General features: G+C 71.4%; 16 protein-coding genes. 12 read left to right on the top strand and 4 right to left on the bottom strand.

Annotation, left to right across the window (positions count from 1 at the left end):
• The first annotated feature begins 75 nt into the window (after window positions 1-75).
• The 8 genes from IG94_RS0118000 to IG94_RS0117965 all read left to right on the top strand — a co-directional run bounded on the left by IG94_RS0118000 (window position 76) and on the right by IG94_RS0117965 (window position 11,913).
• A complete protein-coding gene (locus tag IG94_RS0118000) occupies window positions 76-1,155 on the top strand; it encodes a DUF1996 domain-containing protein (RefSeq protein ID WP_031037361.1) in 1,080 nt (359 codons plus the stop codon).
• Between the two features lie 180 nt (window positions 1,156-1,335).
• Window positions 1,336-3,102, top strand: a complete 1,767-nt coding sequence (locus IG94_RS0117995; RefSeq protein ID WP_031037357.1) for a discoidin domain-containing protein — start codon at window positions 1,336-1,338, stop codon at window positions 3,100-3,102.
• Between the two features lie 112 nt (window positions 3,103-3,214).
• Window positions 3,215-5,671: a glycoside hydrolase family 3 C-terminal domain-containing protein gene (locus IG94_RS0117990; protein WP_031037354.1), complete on the top strand. Its 2,457-nt coding sequence runs from the start codon at window positions 3,215-3,217 to the stop codon at window positions 5,669-5,671.
• A gap of 60 nt (window positions 5,672-5,731) precedes the next feature.
• A complete protein-coding gene (locus IG94_RS0117985) occupies window positions 5,732-6,787 on the top strand; it encodes a LacI family DNA-binding transcriptional regulator (RefSeq protein ID WP_031037351.1) in 1,056 nt (351 codons plus the stop codon).
• A gap of 416 nt (window positions 6,788-7,203) precedes the next feature.
• On the top strand, window positions 7,204-8,520 hold the full coding sequence (locus IG94_RS0117980) for an ABC transporter substrate-binding protein (protein ID WP_031037348.1): 1,317 nt from the start codon (window positions 7,204-7,206) through the stop codon (window positions 8,518-8,520).
• Between the two features lie 64 nt (window positions 8,521-8,584).
• A complete protein-coding gene (locus IG94_RS0117975) occupies window positions 8,585-9,649 on the top strand; it encodes a carbohydrate ABC transporter permease (RefSeq protein WP_031037345.1) in 1,065 nt (354 codons plus the stop codon).
• Window positions 9,642-10,496 carry a carbohydrate ABC transporter permease gene (locus IG94_RS0117970; protein ID WP_078536162.1) on the top strand — a complete coding sequence of 285 codons (855 nt, stop codon included), beginning with the start codon at window positions 9,642-9,644 and terminating at the stop codon, window positions 10,494-10,496. Before IG94_RS0117975 ends, IG94_RS0117970 begins: the two co-directional genes overlap by 8 nt.
• 58 nt (window positions 10,497-10,554) lie before the next feature.
• Window positions 10,555-11,913 (top strand): GH1 family beta-glucosidase, encoded by a 1,359-nt coding sequence (locus tag IG94_RS0117965; protein WP_031037340.1) that lies wholly within the window; start codon window positions 10,555-10,557, stop codon window positions 11,911-11,913.
• Between the two features lie 22 nt (window positions 11,914-11,935).
• On the opposite strand, the gene IG94_RS0117960 is transcribed toward IG94_RS0117965, so the two are convergent.
• On the bottom strand, window positions 11,936-12,754 hold the full coding sequence (locus tag IG94_RS0117960; protein WP_031037337.1) for an SAM-dependent methyltransferase: 819 nt from the start codon (window positions 12,752-12,754) through the stop codon (window positions 11,936-11,938).
• Between the two features lie 265 nt (window positions 12,755-13,019).
• Here IG94_RS0117960 and IG94_RS0117955 point away from each other — a divergent pair, with 265 nt between their 5' ends.
• Entirely contained in the window at window positions 13,020-13,811 is a 792-nt protein-coding gene (locus IG94_RS0117955; protein WP_031037333.1) for an SAM-dependent methyltransferase, read from the top strand.
• Window positions 13,812-14,048: 237 nt separating this feature from the next.
• Entirely contained in the window at window positions 14,049-15,119 is a 1,071-nt protein-coding gene (locus tag IG94_RS0117950; protein WP_224326121.1) for an alpha/beta hydrolase, read from the top strand.
• Here IG94_RS0117950 and IG94_RS0117945 read toward each other — a convergent pair.
• Window positions 15,044-15,955 (bottom strand): alpha/beta fold hydrolase, encoded by a 912-nt coding sequence (locus tag IG94_RS0117945; protein WP_052410733.1) that lies wholly within the window; start codon window positions 15,953-15,955, stop codon window positions 15,044-15,046. The two genes, IG94_RS0117950 and IG94_RS0117945, sit on opposite strands and share 76 nt — an antisense overlap.
• 118 nt (window positions 15,956-16,073) lie before the next feature.
• Here IG94_RS0117945 and IG94_RS0117940 point away from each other — a divergent pair, with 118 nt between their 5' ends.
• Window positions 16,074-16,478, top strand: a complete 405-nt coding sequence (locus tag IG94_RS0117940) for a winged helix-turn-helix transcriptional regulator (protein WP_031037323.1) — start codon at window positions 16,074-16,076, stop codon at window positions 16,476-16,478.
• Between the two features lie 31 nt (window positions 16,479-16,509).
• On the opposite strand, the gene IG94_RS0117935 is transcribed toward IG94_RS0117940, so the two are convergent.
• Complete coding sequence (locus IG94_RS0117935) at window positions 16,510-17,391, bottom strand: hypothetical protein (RefSeq protein WP_157852263.1); 882 nt, start codon at window positions 17,389-17,391, stop codon at window positions 16,510-16,512.
• A 216-nt stretch (window positions 17,392-17,607) separates the two neighbouring features.
• Between IG94_RS0117935 and IG94_RS0117930 the strand changes: the two genes are divergently transcribed.
• On the top strand, window positions 17,608-18,477 hold the full coding sequence (locus IG94_RS0117930) for a hypothetical protein (RefSeq protein ID WP_157852261.1): 870 nt from the start codon (window positions 17,608-17,610) through the stop codon (window positions 18,475-18,477).
• Here IG94_RS0117930 and IG94_RS0117925 read toward each other — a convergent pair.
• Window positions 18,463-20,583: an NACHT domain-containing protein gene (locus IG94_RS0117925; protein ID WP_078892334.1), complete on the bottom strand. Its 2,121-nt coding sequence runs from the start codon at window positions 20,581-20,583 to the stop codon at window positions 18,463-18,465. The genes IG94_RS0117930 and IG94_RS0117925 overlap by 15 nt on opposite strands.
• Between the last annotated feature and the right edge of the window lie 17 nt (window positions 20,584-20,600).

Genomic DNA, 20,600 nt, shown 5'->3' with positions numbered 1-20,600 from the left:
CTCTCTCCGGGCCGCCAACACTCCGAGTCGGGAGAGCGCTCTCCGAGAATTTCCCCGACTTCTCAGGAGGTCTCCATGCCACGGAGATCGAAAGTCCTGTCCGGCACCCTCGTCGCGAGCGCGTTACTGCTGACCTCGGTCGGCATCGGCACGGTCGCCGCCAACGCGCACACCCCGGCTACCGCCTCCGCACCGGCCGCGTACGCCGGGCACACCATGGCGGTCTCCACCGCCTCCTCGCCACAGGACCCGGACGGCGACGGCTACATCCCCGCCGACCCGCCGGTCACCGGTGTCTCCTCCTCTGCGGAGGCGCCGCCGCACCGCTACTTCCACGAGTTCCAGGCCAACTGCGCGGTCAGCCACACGGCTCCCGACGACCCGATCGTCTACCCGCAGCAGCCCGGCAAGTCGCACGACCACACGTTCATGGGCAACACGACGACCGACGCCCACAGCACCACGGCCTCGCTCGAGGCGGGGTCCACCACCTGTCTGGCACCCGGAGACCGCTCCGGCTACTGGATGCCGACCATGTACGACGGCGACCGCCCGGTGCTCCCGGTCGGCCCGCAGACCATCTACTACAAGGCCGGCGTCACCGACTACACCAGCGTGCGGCCCTTCCCGAAGGGGCTGCGGTACGTCGTCGCCAGTCCCATGCAGAGCGCCCAGGACTTCCGCGACCACCCGGGCTTCGTCGAGGGCTGGGAGTGCGGCGACAGCTTCTTCAACGTCGACTTCCCGACCGACTGCCCCGAGCGCCAGGACGTCCAGGTCAACATCCGCTTCCAGGCGCCCAGTTGCTGGGACGGGAAAAACCTGGACACGCCGGACCACCAGAGCCACATGGCGTACCCCGTGGTCAGCCCCGGCACCAACGACAACGCCTGCCCGGCCGACCACCCGGTCGCGCTGCCGATGATCGAGTTCAAGATGGCCTTCCCGGTCAACGGCGACCTCTCCCAGGTACGCCTGGCCAGTGGCGCGAGCTACTCGTTCCACTACGACTTCTTCAACGCCTGGGACGAACCCACCCTCGGTGCCCTGGTCGACCACTGCATCGTCGGCGGACTCCAGTGCGACGCACGCGGCTACGACCAGACCCACCCGGAGGCGGGAGCGGCGCTGAACGAGGACTACGAACTGCCCTGAGTCCTCCCCCCTTCCTCGCATCAGGCACTGCCCTGAGCCTCCCGGCACCACGAACCGCCCCGAGTTCTCTCCCCGTCACACCACGAACCGGCCCGAATCCCCCCACGGGAGCGGCCCGGCCGTCCACGCTCCGCCACGGCCGGGCCGCTCCCCCCCCACCGAGACCGGAGACGCATCCGCATGAGCCGACCCCGCACACCCACCCCTTCCACCCGGGTCCGCAGACTCACCGCCCCCGTGACCGCGGGCCTGCTCGCCGTCGGCGCCCTCACCGCCCTGCCCGCCCAGCAGGCGCACGCCGCCGCCAGCGTCGTCGAGGTCACCGGCGGCCAGGGCGACTGGCAACTGACCGTGGACGGCAGCCCGTACCAGGTCAAGGGCCTCACCTGGGGGCCGTCACCCGCCGACGCCGAGCGCTACATGCCCGACCTGGCGTCCATGGGCGTCAACACCGTGCGCACCTGGGGCACCGACGCGAGCAGCCGCCCGCTCCTCGACTCCGCCGCCGCCCACGGCGTCAAGGTCATCGCCGGCTTCTGGCTCCAGCCCGGCGGCGGACCGGGCAGCGGCGGCTGCGTCGACTACCTGACGGACACCGCGTACAAGGACGAGATGCTCGCCGAGTTCCCGCGCTGGGTCCAGGAGTACAAGGATCACCCGGGCGTACTCATGTGGAACGTCGGCAACGAGTCGGTGCTCGGCCTGCAGAACTGCTACGGCGGCGACGACCTGGAGCGCCAGCGCGACGCCTACACCACCTTCGTCAACGACGTCGCCAAGAAGATCCACGCCGTCGACCCGAATCACCCGGTCACCTCCACCGACGCGTGGGTCGGCGCCTGGCCCTACTACCAGAAGAACGCCCCCGACCTGGACCTGTACGCCGTCAACGCCTACGACGCCGTGTGCGACGTGCGCTCCGCGTGGGAGCAGGGCGGCTACACCAAGCCGTACATCGTCACCGAGTCGGGACCGCCCGGCGAGTGGGAGGTACCGGACGACGCCAACGGCGTACCCGAGGAGCCCACCGACCAGGCCAAGGCCGAGGGATACACCGACGCGTGGAACTGCGTCACCGGGCACCGCGGCGTCGCCCTCGGCGCGACCCTGTTCCACTACGGCACCGAGTACGACTTCGGCGGCATCTGGTTCAACCTGCTGCCGGCCGGACAGAAGCGGCTGTCGTACTACGCCGTGAAGCGTGCCTACGGCGGTGACACCTCCGGCGACAACACCCCGCCGGTCGTCTCCGGCTTCGGCGTCGAGGGCGGCGCCGGGCAGGTCCAGGCGGGCAAGGACCTGGTCCTCACCGCGCGCGCCACCGACCCCGACGGCGACCCCGTCACGTACGAAGTGCTGGCCAACAGCAACTACATCGACCAGGGCAAGCAGTTGACCACGCTGCCCGCCACCGACCTCGGCGACGGACGCCTCCAGGTCACCGCACCCGACCGGCCCGGGGTCTGGAAGCTGTACGTCAAGGCCACCGACGGCAAGGGCAACGTCGGCGTCGAGACGCTCTCGGCGCGGGTCGTGCCGCCCGCCGTCGACGGCACCGACGTCGCCCTCGGCAAGCCGGCCACCGCCTCCTCCTTCCAGCCCAGCTACGGCGACTGCCCCTGCCCGGCCGCAAACGCCGTGGACGGCGACCCGGACACACGGTGGGCCAGCGACTGGAGCGACCCGCAGTGGATCCAGGTGGACCTCGGCACCCGCACCGCCTTCCGGCACGTGCAGCTGTACTGGGAGGCCTCCTACGCCAGGGACTACACCGTCCAGACCTCCGACGACGGGCAGAACTGGCAGACCGTGGCGACGGTGACCGACGGCAACGGCGGCGTCGACACCCTCGACGCGGCCGGCACCGGCCGCTACGTGCGCGTCAACGGCACGGCACGCGGGACGGGGTACGGCTACTCGCTGTACGAGTTCGGCGTCTTCAGCTGATGCGTCGGTCGGTGACGCGTCCGTCGGTGACGCGACCGTGTGCGGCGTCCATCGCTGACGCGTCCGCTGCGAGACGTCCATCGCCGACGCGTCCAGGAAGGGGAGGGACCGGGTGGGGACGAGCGAGGAAGAGATCGACCGGCTGCTCGGCAAACTGACACCGCGCGCCCGCGCGCTGCTGCCGGGCGGCGCCACGACCTGGCGCACCAGAGCAGAACCAGCGGTGGGCCTGCGGGAGTTGGTGATGTCCGACGGCCCGGCGGGCGTACGGGGCGAGGCCTGGGACGAGCGGAACACCTCCGTCCTGCTGCCCTCCGCCTCGGCGCTCGCCGCCACCTGGGACGAAGAACTGGTCGAACGCCTCGGCGGCCTCCTCGCCGCCGAGGCCCGGCGCAAGGGCGTGGACGTCCTCCTCGCCCCCACCCTCAACCTCCACCGCACTCCGCTGGGCGGCCGTCATTTCGAGTGCCTCTCCGAGGACCCCGAGCTGACCGGCCGGATCGGCGCCGCGCTCGTCCGGGGTGTCCAGGCGTGCGGCATCGCCGCCACCGCCAAGCACTACGTGGCCAACGACTCCGAGACCGACCGCCTCACCGTCGACGTACACGTGGGCGAGCGGGCCCTGCGGGAGGTCTACCTGGCCCCCTTCGAGGCCGCTGTGGCAGCGGGGGTCCGCCTCGTCATGACGGGGTACAACGCGGTCAACGGCACCACCCTGACCGCGAGCGACCTGCTCACCGACCCGCTGAAGAGCGAGTGGGGCTTCGACGGCGTCGTCGTCTCCGACTGGGGCGCGGTGCGCGACACCGTGGGCCCGGCACGTGCCGGACTCGACCTCGCCATGCCGGGACCCGGCGGTCCCTGGGGCGAGGGGCTGGCCCGTGCCGTGGCCGACGGCGACGTGCCCGAGGCCGCCGTCGACGACAAGGTCCGGCGGCTGCTGCGGCTCGCGGCGTGGCTGGGAGCGCTGGGCGGACGGGACTCGCCGCCGGCCCCGTCCCCCGCGCGCCCCCGCCGGGTACGGGCCCTGGTCCGCCGCGCCGTCGCCGCCGGTGCCGTCCTGCTGGCCAACCGCGACGTCCTGCCGCTCGACCCGGACCGCCTGCGGACCGTCGCCGTGATCGGCACGCACGCAGCGAGCACCCGCACCCAGGGAGGCGGCAGCGCCGGCGTCTTCCCGCAGGACGAGGTGTCCGTCCTGGACGGTGTCCGGGCCGCCCTGGGCAGCGGGGCCCGCGTCGTCCACGTCCCCGGGCCCCGCCCGGACGGCCCCGCGCCCCCACTGGACCGGGACGCGTGCGCCGACCCGCGTTCCGGACTGCCCGGCGTACTGCTGCGGATGCTGGACGCCGACGGCCACGAGCTGTACGCCGAACGACGGGACAGCGGACGGCTGTTGGAGCCCCGCCTCGTACCGGGCGCGCACACGGTCGAGGTCGGCGCCCGGCTACGGCCCGGAACCGGCGGCCGCTGGACCCTGGGCGTGGCCGGCTTCGGCAGGATGAGTCTGCTCCTGGACGGACACCCTCTGCTGGAGGGCGACTTCCCTCCGCCGACCGACGACCCGGCGGTGGTGCACGTCAACCCGCCCGCCCAGTACGCCACGGCGGACCTCGCGGCCGGGGGGAGCGTCCTGCTCGTGGCCCGCCGGGAACTGGCACCCGGCACCGGCCGGGCGACGGTCGTCAGCGCGGCGCCGCCCGCCCCCGACGCCGCCGCGGCCCTCGCCGGGGCCGCCCGCGCGGCGGGGGTGGCGGACGCCGCCGTCGTGGTCGTCGGCACCACCGAACACGGCGAGTCCGAGGGCTACGACCGCACGACTCTCTCGCTCGGCGCCACGCAGGACGCGCTGGTCCGCGCCGTCGCGGCCGCCAACCCGCGCACCGTGGCGGTTGTCAACAGCGGCGGCCCGGTCGAACTGCCCTGGCGGGACGCGGTGGGCGCGCTGCTGCTCGCCTGGTTCCCCGGGCAGGAGGGCGGAGGTGGGGTGGCCGATGTGCTCTTCGGACGTGCGGAACCGGGCGGACGGCTGCCCACCACCTGGCCCGCCGTCCTGGCCGTCGCCCCGGTCGCCCGGGTCCGGCCGGTCGACGGCCGCCTCGCGTACGACGAGGGACTGCACGTCGGACACCGCGGCTGGCTGCGCGAACACCGCACCCCCGCCTACTGGTTCGGGCACGGACTCGGCTACACGACCTGGACGTACGAGGAGCTGACCGTGCCGCCGGTGACCCCGGCCGGGCACGACCTGACGGTGCGGGTGCGGGTGCGCAACACGGGTCCGCGGGCGGGCCGGGAGGTGGCGCAGGTGTACCTTGCCCGGCCGGGGTCCGCGGTGGAGCGGCCGGTGCGGTGGTTCGCCGGGTACGCAGCCGTCCGCGCGCGCCCCGGCGAGACGGCGGCGGCGGCGGTGCGGATCCCGGCGCGGGCGCTGCGGCACTGGTCGGTGGAGGAGGGCGGCTGGCACACGGAGACGGGGCGCTGGCGGGTACTGGCGGGGCGGTCGGCGGGGGAGGTGCCGCTGGTGGCGGACCTGGAGGTCGTCCGGTCGCCCGGGCCTGGCGGATAGGGCCGGCGGCGACGGAGAGCGCTCTACCACGCGCCGGACCTCGCCGGTTAGGGTGCGGGCATGAGCAGACAGGCCCCGACCCTGGAGGACGTGGCCCGAGAGGCCGGCGTCTCCCGGGCCACCGTCTCTCGGGTCGTCAACGGCGTCCGCAACGTGGACCCGGCCATCCAGGACCTGGTCCGCCGGGCCATCGAACGCACCGGTTACGCGCCCAACCAGGCCGCCAGGCAGCTGGTCACCCGGCGTACCACCACCGTGGCCCTGGTCGTCTCCGGCGCGGGCGACGCCACGGACCCGGACGTCTCGGACGCGGAGCAGAACGCGTTCGCCACGCGGGTGTTCGCCGACCCGTTCTTCGGCCGGGTCGTCGGCGGGGTGGTCGGGCACCTGCGACCGCGTTCCATGCACCCGGTGCTGATGTTCGCCGAGACGCCCGAGACCCGCCAGGAGGTCGTGGCCTACCTCAGACAGGGCGGCGCGGACGGCGCGCTGGTCGTCTCCACACACCCCGACGACCCGCTGCCCGCCCTGCTCGCCGGTGCCGGGCTGCCCGCGGTGCTCTTCGCCCGGCCGGGACGCCCGGTCCCGCTCAGCCATGTGGACCTGGATCACCGCGAGGGCGGCCGGCTCGCCGCCGGGCACCTCTTGGAGCGGGGCTGCCGGCGCGTGGCCACCGTCGCGGGGCCGCTGGCCGTCGCCGCGAGCCAGGAGCGGCTGGCGGGCTTCCGCGACACGCTCGCCCGGCACGGCCACCCCTGCGTTCCGGTGTCCGAGGGCGGCTTCACCGTCGACAGCGGCATGGTGGCGATGACCGCGCTGCTCGCCGAACATCCTGACCTGGACGGGTTGTTCACCGGGAACGACCTGATGGCCCAGGGCGCCGTCCAGGTGCTGCGCGACCACGGCCGCCGGGTGCCGCAGGACGTCGCGGTCGTCGGCTTCGACGACTCCAGCATCGCCGTCACGTGCCGGCCACGGCTGACCACCGTCCGGCAGCCGGTGGAGGAGATGGCGGCCACGATGGCCCGCCTCCTCGACGAGCACATCCTCGGCGGGCGCACCGACCCGACGTCGGTGGTCTTCGCCCCGGAGCTGGTGATCCGCGACTCGGCCTAGCCGACCGCCTCCGGTCCGGGTCCCGCCTGCGCCGCTCCTTCCCACGAACGGCCGGCCCGGTGTTCCACCGCGGAGGCGCCTGCGAAACCTGAACCCGACCCGTCCCGGCCCGACCGCGGAGCACGACGCGGGAGCCGCACGTCGGGCAGTCGAGACCCAAACGTTGCAGAACGGCGGCAGGGCTCCGAGACCACGGATGCCGCAGGTCAGCGACCGTCCACCCGGCCTGTCCGGCCCGTCGGGCCCCGAAGTCGCCCCGACCCGCCCGCCGTTCGGTGGCGCGCGACATCTTGACGGGCCCTTCTCTCGGGATTTAACTCACGTCCTGAATTAAGTCATGAGGGACTTCGGGAAGTTAACCGCCTGAAGCCGCCCGTCGGGGATCCCCGACCGACTGCCGGAAGGACCCAGGAGCCATGCGCAGCATCCGAGCCGCGGCCGTAGGCGCCGTCACCCTGTCTCTCGCTCTCGCCGCCTCGGCCTGCGGGGGCGGTTCCTCCTCGGGCGGCGGGTCCAACGACTCGCCGAAGGAGCTCACCTACTGGGCCTCCAACCAGGGCGCCAGCATCGAGGTCGACAAGAAGGTCCTCCAGCCCGAACTCGACAAGTTCGAGAAGGAGACCGGCATCAAGGTCAAGCTGGAGGTCGTGCCCTGGTCCGACCTGCTCAACCGGATCCTCACCGCCACCACCTCGGGCCAGGGCCCCGACATCATGAACATCGGCAACTCCTGGAGCGCCTCCCTCCAGGCCACCGGCGCGCTGCTGCCCTGGGACGCCGAGAACTTCCGGAAGATTGGCGGCAAGGACCGCTTCGTCGACGCCGCACTGGCCTCCACGGGCGTCAAGGGCCAGGACCCGGCCGCGATCCCGCTCTACTCGATGTCCTACGCGCTCTACTACAACAAGCAGATGTTCGCCGACGCGGGCATCACCGAGCCACCGGCCACCTGGGACGAACTGGTCGAGGCCGGCAAGAAGGTCTCCGGCGGCGGAAAGTGGGGCCTCGGCGCCGAGGGCTCCAACCTGTCCAACAACATCCACCAGATATTCGTCCTCGCCAAGCAGCGCGGCGCCGACTTCTTCACCGCCGACGGCAAGCCCGACTTCACCTCCGACGGCGCCGTCGCGGCCGTCAAGCAGTACGTCGACCTGATGGCCGAGGACAAGGTCGTCGCGCCCGGCAACGCGGAGTACGCGCAGAACCAGTCCCTCAGCGACTTCGCCAAGGGCAGGACCGCGATGGTCCTGTGGCAGACCGCGTCCGCCACCTTCAAGAGCATGGGCATGAAGGACGACGAGTGGGGCGTCGCCCCCGCGCCCGTCCAGTCCGGCAACCCCGGGTCGGGCACCGCCACCAACTCCATGGTCGCGGGCATCAACATGGCGGTGTTCAAGAACACCGACAACATCGACGGCGCCACCTCGTTCGTGAACTTCATGACCAGCGACGCCGAGCAGAAGATCCTCAACAAGGCGTACGGATCCATCCCGTCCGTCGAGGCCGCCCAGACCGACCCGGCGTTCAACACCGAGGCCACCGCCGTGCTGCGGGAGACCCTCGCCGACAGCGCCGCCGCGCTGCCCCAGGTGCCCGACGAGTCGCAGTTCGAGACCGCCGTCGGCACCGCCGTCAAGGAACTCTTCGCCGACGCCGCGGCGGGACGCGCGGTGACCACCGAGTCCGTCAAGGAGAAGCTCACCAAGGCCCAGCAGCAGATGCCGAACAAGTGAGCACCCCGACCACGGCCCCGGCCGCCCGCCCCGGGCCCACCCCGACACGGACACGGAACTCGCCATGACCACCACGACCGCCTCGGCGCAGCCCGGGGAGCGGACGGCCGGCACGAGCTCGCCGGGGGCGGCGCGCGAACGCCGCCGCCCGCCCGGGCGCATCCGCCGCATCGGCCTTCCCTACCTGCTGCTCCTGCCGGCCCTGCTCCTCGAACTCCTCGTCCACCTCGTGCCGATGGTCATCGGCATCGTGATGAGCTTCAAGGAACTCACCCAGTTCTACGTCCGCGACTGGACCCTGGCACCGTGGAACGGCCTCGACAACTACAGCATGTCGGTGGACTTCGACGCCCCCGTCGGTGCGGCCCTGCTCCACTCCTTCCTCGTCACGTGCGCCTTCACGGTCCTGTCCGTCGGCCTGTGCTGGCTCATCGGCACCGCGGCCGCCGTCTGCATGCAGGACGCCTTCCGCGGCCGGGGCCTGCTCCGGGCGCTCTTCCTGGTGCCGTACGCCCTGCCGGTCTACGCGGCCGTCATCACCTGGGCCTTCATGTTCCAGCACGACAACGGCCTGGTGAACCACGTCCTGCACGACCAGCTCGGCCTCACCGACAAGCCATCCTTCTGGCTCATCGGCGACAACAGCTTCGTGGCGCTGCTCGTCGTGTCCGTCTGGAAGGGCTGGCCGTTCGCCTTCCTGATCGTCATGGCCGGCCTGCAGAACATCCCCAAGGAGCTGTACGAGGCCGCCGCCCTCGACGGCGCGGGCGTGTGGCAGCAGATCCGCCGCATCACGCTGCCGTCGTTGCGGCCGGTCAACCAGGTCCTCGTCCTGGTGCTGTTCCTGTGGACGTTCAACGACTTCAACACGCCGTTCGTCCTGTTCGGCAAGGCCGCACCGGAGGCCGCCGACCTGATCTCCATCCACATCTACCAGTCCTCGTTCGTCACCTGGAACTTCGGTGCCGGCTCCGCGATGTCGGTCCTGCTGCTGCTCTTCCTGCTCGTGGTGACGGGCGCGTACCTGTTCCTGTCCTCCAGGAGCCGGCCGGCCGCCGGGTCCGCCGAGGCGTCCAGGTCCGTCAAGGCGTCCAGGACCTCCGAGGAAGGAGAGACCGCCGATGTCTAGGTCACCGATGGCGGCACCGCGCTCCTTCCTCTGGACCCGCCGTGTCTTCCTCACCCTGCTCACCGGATTCGTGCTGCTGCCCGTGTACGTCATGGTCTCCAGCTCGCTGAAGCCGCTCGAGGACGTCTCCAGCCGGTTCCACTGGCTGCCGAGCAACCTGACCGTCCGCCCGTACATCGACATCTGGTCGACCGTTCCGCTGGCGAAGTACTTCCTGAACTCGCTGATCGTGGCCGGCGCGGCGACCGTGTGCTCCGTCGTCATCGCCGTCTTCGCCGCCTACGCCGTCAGCCGCTACGAGTTCCGCGGCAAGCGCGTCTTCTCGGTCACCGTCCTGTCGACCCAGATGTTCCCCGGCATCCTCTTCCTGCTGCCGCTCTTCCTGATCTACGTGAACATCGGCAACACCACCGGCATCGCCCTGTTCGGCTCCCGCGGCGGCCTCATCCTCACGTACCTGACCTTCTCCCTGCCCTTCTCCATCTGGATGCTGATCGGATACTTCGACTCGGTGCCCCGCGACCTGGACGAGGCGGCCCTGGTGGACGGCTGCGGACCGCTGCGCGCCCTGTTCCGGGTCGTCGTGCCCGCCGCGATACCCGGCATCGTCGCGGTCGCCGTCTACGCCTTCATGACCGCCTGGGGCGAGGTCCTGTTCGCCTCCGTCATGACCAACGACGCCACCCGCACCCTCGCGGTCGGACTCCAGGGCTACTCCACACAGAACGACGTGTACTGGAACCAGATCATGGCCGCCTCCCTGGTGGTGAGCGTTCCCGTGGTGGCGGGCTTCCTGCTCCTCCAGCGCTACCTCGTGGCGGGACTGACGGCGGGTGCCGTGAAATGACCGGCGTCTTCCCGGATGCTCTTCCCCAACCCGAATTCCCCAACCCGAAAGGACCTTCGTGACCATCGACTTCGCCGCACTCCCGCACGACTTCCTGTGGGGCACGGCCACATCGGCGTACCAGATCGAGGGAGCCGTCGAGGAGGACGGGCGTTCGCCGTCGATCTGGGACGTCTTCTCGCACAGCCCCGGCAACATCGACAACAACGACCACGGCGACGTCGCCTGCGACCACTACCACCGCACCGGCGAGGACATCGAGCTGATGCGGCGCCTGGGTACCAACGCCTACCGCCTCTCCATCGCGTGGCCGCGCGTCCTGCCGGGCGGCGACGGCCCGGTCAACGCCAAGGGCCTGGCCTTCTACGACCGGCTGATCGACGACCTGCTGGCCGCCGGCATCACCCCGTCCGTCACCCTCTACCACTGGGACCTGCCGCAGGCACTCCAGGACCGGGGCGGTTGGCCCGAGCGTGCGACCGCCGAACACTTCGCGTCGTACGCCTCCGTGGTCGCCGAACGCCTCGGCGACCGCGTCGGGCACTGGGCCACCCTCAACGAGCCGCTCTGCTCGGCCTGGATCGGCCACCTGGAGGGCAAGATGGCCCCCGGCTGGACCGACCTGACGGCCGCCGTCCGCGCCTCCTACCACCTGCTCCTCGGCCACGGCCTCGCGATGAAGGCCATCCGCGCGGCGGCCCCGAACGCCCGCGTCGGTATCGTGAACAACCTCTCCACCATCCACGCCGCCACCGACCGCGACGAGGACCTGGCCGCCGCCCGCCGCATGGACGGCCACACCAACCGCTGGTGGCTCGACCCGGTCCACGGACGCGGCTTCCCCGAGGACATGCGCGAGGTCTACGGCGTCGAACTCCCGGAACGGGCCGGGGACATGGACCTGATCGGCGCCGAACTCGACTGGCTGGGCCTGAACTACTACTTCCCCCAGACGGTCGCCGCCGACTCCACCGGACCGGCCCCGTACGTGCGCACCGTCCCGCGCGCCGGCGTCCCGCGCACCGGCATGGACTGGGAGATCGACGCGGGCGGCATCGAGGACCTGCTGCTCCGCCTGACCGACGAGTACGGCGCCCGGAAGCTGTACGTCACCGAGAACGGCTCGTCCTTCCCCGACGTCCTCCGCCCCGACGGCACGATCGACGACCCCGAGCGCCGGCAGTACCTCACCGCCCACCTCGCGGCCTGCGCCTCGGCGGCCCGCAAGGGAGCACCGCTGGCCGGGTACTTCGCCTGGTCCCTGCTGGACAACTTCGAGTGGGCGTACGGCTACGACAAGCGCTTCGGCCTGGTCCACGTCGACTACGACACGCAGGTCCGCACCATCAAGGGCAGCGGACACCACTACGCCGACATCATCGGGCAGGCGCGCGAGAGGCGGCGGAAGGCGGCCTGACCCGGGCCGCGACCGCCCGCGCTCAGTCCCCCTTGCGGGCGACTCCGCCGTAGATGCCGATCGGCGGGGCATCGGGCCGCCGGACCTCGTCCGGGCGCCAGTCGGTGACCCGGACCAGGCCCGGCTCGACCAGGGTGAAGCCGCCGAAGAGATCCAGGATCTCGGCGTGCGGACGCAGGTTCATCGACGCGGTGGCGTTCTTGTAGACGGCCGCCGCCTCCTCCCGACGGTCCTCGTGCGCGTCGCCGGTGGCATGCGACAGCACGAGGTAGGAGCCGTCGGGCAGCGCGTCACGCAGGGTGGCCATGATGCCGACGGGGTCCTCCGCCCCCGACACGAAGTGCAGGACGGCCACGAGCACCAGCGCCACGGGCCGGTCGAAGTCGATGACCTCGCGCACCTCGGGGTGGTCGAGGATGGCGCGGGGGTCGCGCAGGTCCGCCAGGACGACCGAGGTGTCGGGGTCGTCGGAGAGCGCCCTCGAATGCGTACTGACAATGGGGTCGTTGTCGACGTAGGCGACCTTGGTGTCCGGTGCCAGGGCCCGTGCCACCTGGTGCACGTTGGGCTCGGTGGGCAGGCCCGTGCCGATGTCGAGGATCTGGCGGACGCCGCCCTCGGCCACCACGTGCCGTACCGCACGGTGCAGGAAGTGCCGGTTGGCGAGGACGCCCTCGCGCACTTCGGGGGCCGACTTCATGAACTGCTCGGCGGCCCGCTGGTCGACCTCGTAGTTGTCCTTGCCGCCGAGGAAGTAGTCGTACATCCGGGCGGGGTGGGGCTTGCTCGTGTCGATCCGGTTCGGGTGGGCGGCGCTCTCGCCACCGCTCAGGGAGGTCATGCGGCCTGACTCCGTCCTCAACTCCTGCGCCGCCCACGGATCAACCGAGGCGAGTGACTGTCGGGACCTCATCTTGGCATGCCGAGGGGCGGAATGCGGGCTGCGGGCGTGCCGGACCCCGATCCTCGTCCGCGCCCCCGCACGACGGTCACCTCTCCGTCGGCGGAGACCAACCCCAACCCCCGCTCGACCAGGGCCGGAACGACGCGTCCGGGCTAGGCTGGCGACCGCCATCGCCATGGTGTCGTGCGCAGAGGAGAGACGTGTGACCGCAGGTACGACCGGACCCAGACCCCCCGTCGACACGAGCAGGCCCCATCCGGCACGGGTCTACGACTGGCTGCTGGGCGGGAAGGACAACTACGAGGTCGACCAGAAGGTCGGCGAGACGCTCCCCGAAGAGGCACGGGGGAACGCGGCCCGCAACCGCGCGTTCATGCACCGCGCCGCCGCCTGGCTGGCGAAGAACGGCGTCGACCAGTACCTCGACATCGGCACCGGCATCCCCACCGAACCCAATCTCCACCAGGTCGTACAGGCGATCACCCCGACCGCCCGCGTCGTCTACGCGGACAACGACCCGATCGTCCTGCGACACGCGGAAGCGCTGCTGACCAGCAGCCCCGAGGGTGCCACCGACTTCCTCCACGCGGACGTACGGCAGCCGGAGACCATCCTCGAACCCGCGGGTCGGCTCCTCGACTTCGACCGCCCCGTGGCCCTCTCCCTCATCGCCCTCCTCCACTTCATGCCGGACACCGACGACCCGTACGGCGTCGTCCGCACGCTCGTGGAGTCGCTCGCCCCGGGCAGCTTCCTGCTCCTGTCCCACGGCACGGCGGACCAGCATCCGGAGCTGAGGCAGGAGACGGAGGCGGCGTACAAGAAGGGCGCGATCCCGCTGCGTATGCGCGGCCGCGCAGAGGTCGAGCCCTTCTTCGAAGGACTGCAACTCGTGGCGCCGGGACTGGTCTTCGCTCCCGAGTGGTACCAGGAGGAACCGGCACCGGTGCAGGAGCGCAGCGGCTTCTACGTCGGAGTCGCCAGGATCCCCTGAGCCGCCCCACGCCAGGGGGGCGCCTTGACGTGAGCGGCGCCGGGTCGATACTGGTGCGCAGCACGCGTCGGCCGGGACAGTCGGTGCGGCACTCCACCACGGTCCGCTCCACCACGGGCCACTTCACTACGGTCCCCTTCCACCGCGGGCCACTTCACTACGGTCCACTCCACCGCGGCCACGACGCACAGCGCGACGAAGAGCACACCACTCCGTCCCCAGGGAGCCGCCGTGTCCGTGAAGTCGCCTCACCTCGTGCACCGCCCCGGCGCCGGAGTCCTCCCGGTCCCGGCCGTACTGCTGGCCCTGCTCCTGGCTCTCCTGGCCGCGCTCACCCCGGCGACGGCATCGGCACGCACCGCCGGACCGCCGCCCGGCTCCCACCCGCGCCCCGGCGCCGAGGTGGTCGCCGTCACCCGGGTCGCGGACCGGCAGGTCGACCTGTCGGTGCGGTCGGCGGCCCTGGGCGGCCGCACGGTCGAGGTCCGCCTCCTCACGCCCGACGGCTGGACGCCGCACGACCTCGGCGACGGGCGGCACCCTCGCCGGCACTGGCCCACCCTCTGGCTCCTGCACGGCTGCTGCGGCGACTACACGTCGTGGACCGCGATGACCGACGTGGCGGAGACCGACAGCCTGCGCGACGTCCTGGTCGTCATGCCCGAGGCCGGCTGGAACGGCTGGTACAGCGACTGGTGGAACCAGGGCCGCGGCGGCGACCCGGCCTGGGAGACCTTCCACACGGTGGAGCTGCGCAGGCTGCTGGAACGCGACTGGGGCGCGGGCGGCACCCGGGTCGTCGCGGGCCTGTCGATGGGCGGCCAGGGAGCCCTGTCGTACGCCGCCCGGCACCCCGGCATGTTCCGGGCGACGGCAGCCTACTCGGGCTCCGCCCACCCCCTCCTCGACGACGAGTCGGTCCACCGCGTCCTGGGCTTCTTCGCCGGCCCGAACGGCGACGAGGACCCCCTCCGCGTCTGGGGCGACCCGGTGGCCCAACGCCGTGTCTGGCAGTCCCACGACCCCTTCCACCTGGCCGAACGGCTCAGGTCGATCCCGGTCTACCTCTCCTGCGGCGACGGCACGACGGGCCCGCTGGACGCACCGGGCAGCACCAGCGCGCTGGAAGCCGACTTCAACCGCCAGAACCACGCCCTGGCCGAGGAACTGCGCCGGGTCGGCGCGCGGCACGTGACGACGAACTTCTACGGCCCGGGAACGCACGGCTGGCCCTACTGGGAGCGTGAGCTGCACGCCTCGCTGCCCATGCTGCTGACCGCGCTCGGCGTGGACGGCCAGGACGGCTGAGGCCCGCCGAGGAACGGTTCGAGGAGACCGAGCAGCCGCTCGGGACGGTGCAGCGGGATGATGTGCCCGCAGTCCTCGACGAGGTGCCCGACGAGGTGATCGGCGACCGGCCGGAGCTGCTGCTCAAGAGTCCTTCCCACCGGATGCGCACCGACGGCCATGGTGGGCACGGTCAGCCGCCCGCCGCCCGCGACGGCCTCCTTGATCTGCTCGGCACTCTCGGGCAGCGCCCGGTAGTACGAGAAGGAACAGCGCAGGGCCTCGCTCCCGGTGTAGGCACGGACGAAGGCGTCCCGCACCGCGGGCGCGACGCCCTCACCAAGCGATCCGGCATCGAGGAACCAGTCGATGTACTGCTCCTCGTGCCCGGTGAGCACCGTCTCCGCGAGGCCGGGCACGGAATGGAACCCGAACCACCAGGGCGCCCCCTGGGCGAGGAACGACTCGGCGCCGGGCAGGGTGCCCAACAGCGACTCCATGACGACGAGCCGGGTGACGAGATCGGGGCGCCGCATGGCGAGCAGAAAGGCCGGGGGCGTACCGGCGTCGATGCCGACCACGGCCGCCGACCGCTCTCCCAGGGCGTCGAGCAGCGCCTCGGCGTCGCGCGCCAGTGTCCCGGCGTCGTACCCGTCCGCCGCCCGCGCGCTGGCCCCCGCTCCCCGCGTGTCCGGCGCGATCACCCGGTGCCGTTCCGCAAGCCGGTCGATGACACGGGTCCACAGCTGCCAGGTGTGCGGGAACCCGTGCAGCAGCAACACGGCGGGCCCCTCACCGCTGAGGGCCACGTTGAGCTCGACGCCGTTGACGCTTACGCGCCGGAAAGTAACAGACAAGGAGGCTCCCTCGGGGCGGGCGGTTACCCATGGCGGTTACCAATGGTGACAACAGAACGATAGGTAACTACCATGACGGAGCCAAGACCGCACTTCTGCCACAGGTGGTGAGCTCCAGGTGACCCCCTCGACATCGCGCTCCCCGAACGGCCGTCGGGGGGACCTGTTCGACCCCCAGTGCCCCACCCGCCGACTGCTCGACCGGATCGGCACGAAATGGACCTCCATGGCGGTGAAGGTCCTGGCGGAGGCGTCCCCGGACGAGGTCCGCTTCGCGGAACTGCAGCGCAGGATGGCCGGCGTCTCGCAGAAGATGCTGTCGGTCACCCTCCAGGGCCTCACCCGCGACGGCCTGGTCGACCGCAGGGTGGAGGCCACGGTGCCCCCGCGCGTGTACTACTCACTCACCCCGCTCGGCCTGACCCTGGACGAACCGCTGGCCGCACTCCGCGAGTGGGCCGAACAGCACATGGCCGAGATAGACCGGGCCAACCGGCGCAGCGAGGAGCACCCGCCCGGCTGAGGACGGTCTGCTTCCGTACGCGCTGAACTGCTCAGGGCCGGATGTTGTCCACCCGTGAGAACAGCTGACGCGGCGGGCGGAACGCGGCGACGGGGCCGGGCGAGGTGCGTCGGCCGCGCCGCGCTGCGAGGGGCGCGCCGATGAGCGTCAGGGCCAGGTGGGCGGAGAGGGGGTGGGCGGTCCCGTAGTAGGCGCGGAACCGGTTGCTCAGGGCGGTGATGCGGGCGGCCAGCTCGGTGAGGGAAAAGGTGCCCAGGGTCGCGCTGGTGGTGATGTGCTCCGCCCGGTCGAGAGCGAGATCGTGGAGGTCGTCCAGCAGTTGGAAGAGGTCGCCCAGTTCCATGATGAGGTCGTGTTCCCGTGGCGACATCCGCGGGCGCAGAAGGGCGAGCAGGGCGACCATTCCCAGTCCGCCCTTTCCTCTGGTGATCTCGACGATCTCCGCGGAGGACAAGTCGGAGTCCCGCTGGCGGCGGGACCGCAGCTGGACCTCGTGCAGGTGACGCAGGAGGGGGTAGATCGGATCGTCGGGCAAATGGGGCATGCGCATGGCGATGGCGCCGTGCAGGAGGATGAGCAGTTCTTCCAAGCGGTCGTGCGGGCGGAACGACTCGCCGGCGAACAGGCCGCAGAGGTCGATGTCCAGGTCGTCACGATCGCAGTGGTCGATGAGATCGTCGTAGAGACGGGTGAACGAGCTTCCCAGAACCGACAGTTCGGCGTCGAAGGGGACGCGCGCCATGGAGGCGTATCCCCACATCGCCAGTCCCACCTTCATGCTCGTGCCCAGCAGGGATGCGCGGACGGTGTGTCTGCGGCGATCGTCTCGCAGGGTCTGCTCGATGAGGGGAAGTGCGGTCCGGTCGAAAGCGCGCACCACCTGTCGGTGCTCGGTACGAGCGAACTTCAGCACCGAGCCCCACCCTCGCGCGGACAGTGCACAACAGACGACTGCTGATGCATCGCGCAGCCCATGGTGCCCGGCGTCCCCCATGCTGAGAAGGCTAACCGCGTACGGCCACGCCTACTCCACCGGCGGAGGGGCGACGAGCCGGAAGCCATGGGTGAGGCCGCCGGGCGTTCGGGTACGTTCTATGAGGGAGCAACCGGGCCGGGACGGGCGGGGGAAGTGGACACTTCAGCCGGTACGACCGAGGAGCCGCCCAACGCGCGGAGCGGCGACGGCAACATGCCGCGCCCCGACCTCCAAGTCCCGCTCTATCCGGCGGAGTCCCCGCTCGCGTCGTTCGTCCGTACGACCCTGGTGCGGCTGCGGGCACCGCGCTTTGCCGAGGCGCACCTCGCGAACCGAAGGGGCTTCCTGCTCCCCGTGGCACTCTGGGCGGGGCAGTTCGCTGTGGTGGCCCCGGCCCGCCCCTACCTCAGCTGGACCGCCGGGGTGCTCGTGATGTGGCTGGTGATCCGTGCCTGGGCGCTGGTCAGGGCCGAGAGGCAGCAGCGCAGGTACGAGCGGAGATGGCTCGCGGTGCAGACCGAAGTCCTCCGTGACACGTGGTTCGAGGTGGTGCGCTGTACGGTCCGGCACCGGCTGGCGACCGGCCCCGGCCATCGCGACGCATCGAGCCGCGAACCGGCACGGACCGACGCATCGAGCTACGAACTGACGCGGCCCGGTGATGTGCGCGAACTCCTGGACAGGCAGGCCTCGGAGCGCGGGTCCGGCCAGTCGTCCAGGGTCGTCGTGGAGTTCGCTTTTCCGCTGCCGGGGCGGCAGTTCACGGCACTGGACGCGGTCAGCGCGGGCCTCACGGAGATAGAGATGGTCGCTGCCGGGCGCCGGCCGAGCGGAGCCGGGGTTCGCTTCCCAAGGGCCTCCTACCACCCGGAACCTCCGGCCCGGGGCCGACGAGGCAGGCACTGGCCGAGCCGTACCACCTTCTGGGTGCTCGGCGCGCCCGTACTGTCCATGGCGGCGCCGGAGACGGGCCCGGTGGTACGGGCGGACGCGTCGGCGGACGGAGGGTCAGCCGCTGGGTGAGTCCGCGGTCCTCGCCCGGACGGTTGGGCGGTGCGCGGCCAGGTGACGCTGCAGACTCGCGTGCCTGAACTGGTAATGAGCGCCGGTGGACCGCAGGGCACCCAGCTTGTGGGCGTCGTCCAGGAAGGCGGCCAGGTCCCGCGGGGTGCGCTTGCGCCATGCCAGCCACCACCGCGCGGTGGTGTAGCGCCCCCACGCGCTCGTCGAGAGGACGACCATGCCGAGTCCCGCGCCGGACAGCACGGCCCCGACCAGTGCTCCCGCGAGCCCCTGCAGGATGGGGGAGACCGAGAAGACCAGGTCGAAACGGGCCCGTTCGGTTCCGGCCGTGGCGAGGAAGCCGCCCACGCACGCGCCCGTGGCGGAGCCGTACAGCCACGCGTACAGCACGGCGTTCCGGTCGTCCCGCAGAGATCTCAGCGGAGTGACCACGTGCTTGGGCTCTGTGGCACGAGTGAAGCGACGGGCCGACGAGAACACGAAGCCGAAAGCGAGTCCCGCGGCCAGTCCGTAGGTGACCGAGTACAGGAGCCCTGCGATGAGCCCTCCGGTGACGAGCCCGATCAGGCCGAACCCGAGGTCGAGGAAGAGCGGACGCAGCACGAGGCGGTGTCGCCGGCCGCTGTGGCGCGGGGCGAAACGTCTCGGCGGCTCCGCCCGCACGAGACCGAGGAGAGGACTGAAGACCAGGCCGACCGCGGTACCGAAGAGAGCGCCGAAACCGGCCCGTCCGAAGAGGCCGAACACGAGCAGCCCCAGCAAGCAGCAGCCGACCGTGCCGATCAGCGCGGGCACCAGCAGAAACGGATAGCGGGGGATGGCGGCCAGGGTGCGCAGCTCCCACCAGCTCAGATCGACGGTGCCTTCCTCCTCGCCGTGGAGGCGGGACTCCAGCCGCTCGGCGAAGAAGGCAAGGGATCGCTGAGCCCGCTGGGCGGGCCACTGGTGCGAGGGACGTCTCGGATTGCCGTCGTCCGCGCCCATCGGAGGAGAGGCGAAGACGACCGGGACGAACGCGTCGAGGAGATGCTGTTCGATCAGCTCACTCGTGCCGAAGCCGGTGGTGTCGAGCAGACCGGCCGGTGTGCTGCTTCGACGCTGATACGTGGCCCGGATCAGGAAGAGCATGAGGGGATTGGACAGTGCGGTCGCGAGGGGACCGCTCGGGTCCGTACGCAGGCTGCGCACGACCTGGCCCCAGCGTTCCAGGTCGTCGGGGAAGTGCGACTCCAGATAGGCCACGGTGTCGTCCACCGAGACGGGCAGGAGCCGGATCAACCGGCTGTCGGGAAGAGGCTCTTCGGCAACCGTCAGGCGGTACTCGGCCGAACGGCACGTCAGGACGGTGTCCGCCGGCAGATGGGCGTTCTCACGCAGGGCCCTGAGCACCTGCCCGCGCAACGCGGACGGCAGTTCGTCGAGCCCGTCGAGGAGGAGCAGGAGCCGGTCGTGCAGGAGCAGCTCCATGGCTGCCCCCGTACCGTACTTCGTGGTGTCCGAGAGGAACCGGTAGTCCTCCGTGAGGCGATGCACGATCCAGTCCTGGAAGCTCACCTCCGGGTTCCAGCCGGAGAGTTGCAGCAGGACGGGCACGCGACGCGGGTCCCTGCGCCGGCACAGGGCCAGCGTGAGGTCGACACAGAGGCCGGTCTTGCCCGAGCCGGCGTCGCCCACCACGACCAGGCGCGAGGGCCGGTCGGCGTAGTCTTCGATGAGCTCGTCGATGCTTCCGCGGTCCGGCCGTGGGCCGTCCGTCGCCCCGGTGGAGACGTCGCGGGGGCGGGGGTCGTGGACCGTGTCCCAGCGGAGTGGGATCCGGTCCACCGCGAGACGCTGCCGACGGCGGCTGGCCTCGCCGGCCCAGTGCCGTTCGACTGCGTATGCCAACGCGGTCGCGGCCGCGTCGAGTTGCGTGCCGTCGCTGCGTTCGGCATTCCACGCCCAGGTCCGGGCGATGGCGGTCCTGGCGGGAGACGCCACCAACAGCGTCCCGCCGATGCCCAGTGCCGCCGTCACCGGTTCGAAACCGAAGTGGACCACGGCCCAGACGACGACCACACCCCCCGACAGCCAGAGAGCCAGTGCCCAACGCTCCCTTTTGGTCATGGAATCATGAAATCCCA

This window comes from Streptomyces olivaceus (assembly GCF_000721235.1).
GTDB lineage: Bacteria > Actinomycetota > Actinomycetes > Streptomycetales > Streptomycetaceae > Streptomyces > Streptomyces olivaceus.
The sequence above is the reverse complement of the archived record's forward strand: the minus strand, read 5'-3'. Positions and strand labels throughout refer to the sequence as shown.

Excerpts from the sequence above, each read along its gene's own strand:
- IG94_RS0118000 (WP_031037361.1), top strand. The coding sequence starts at position 76 with ATGCCACGGAGATCGAAAGTCCTGTCCGGCACCCTCGTCGCGAGCGCG.
- IG94_RS0117995 (WP_031037357.1), top strand. The coding sequence starts at position 1,336 with ATGAGCCGACCCCGCACACCCACCCCTTCCACCCGGGTCCGCAGACTC.
- IG94_RS0117985 (WP_031037351.1), top strand. The coding sequence starts at position 5,732 with ATGAGCAGACAGGCCCCGACCCTGGAGGACGTGGCCCGAGAGGCCGGC.
- IG94_RS0117980 (WP_031037348.1), top strand. The coding sequence starts at position 7,204 with ATGCGCAGCATCCGAGCCGCGGCCGTAGGCGCCGTCACCCTGTCTCTC.
- IG94_RS0117975 (WP_031037345.1), top strand. The coding sequence starts at position 8,585 with ATGACCACCACGACCGCCTCGGCGCAGCCCGGGGAGCGGACGGCCGGC.
- IG94_RS0117970 (WP_078536162.1), top strand. The coding sequence starts at position 9,642 with ATGTCTAGGTCACCGATGGCGGCACCGCGCTCCTTCCTCTGGACCCGC.
- IG94_RS0117960 (WP_031037337.1), bottom strand. The coding sequence starts at position 12,754 with ATGACCTCCCTGAGCGGTGGCGAGAGCGCCGCCCACCCGAACCGGATC.
- IG94_RS0117925 (WP_078892334.1), bottom strand. The coding sequence starts at position 20,583 with ATGACCAAAAGGGAGCGTTGGGCACTGGCTCTCTGGCTGTCGGGGGGT.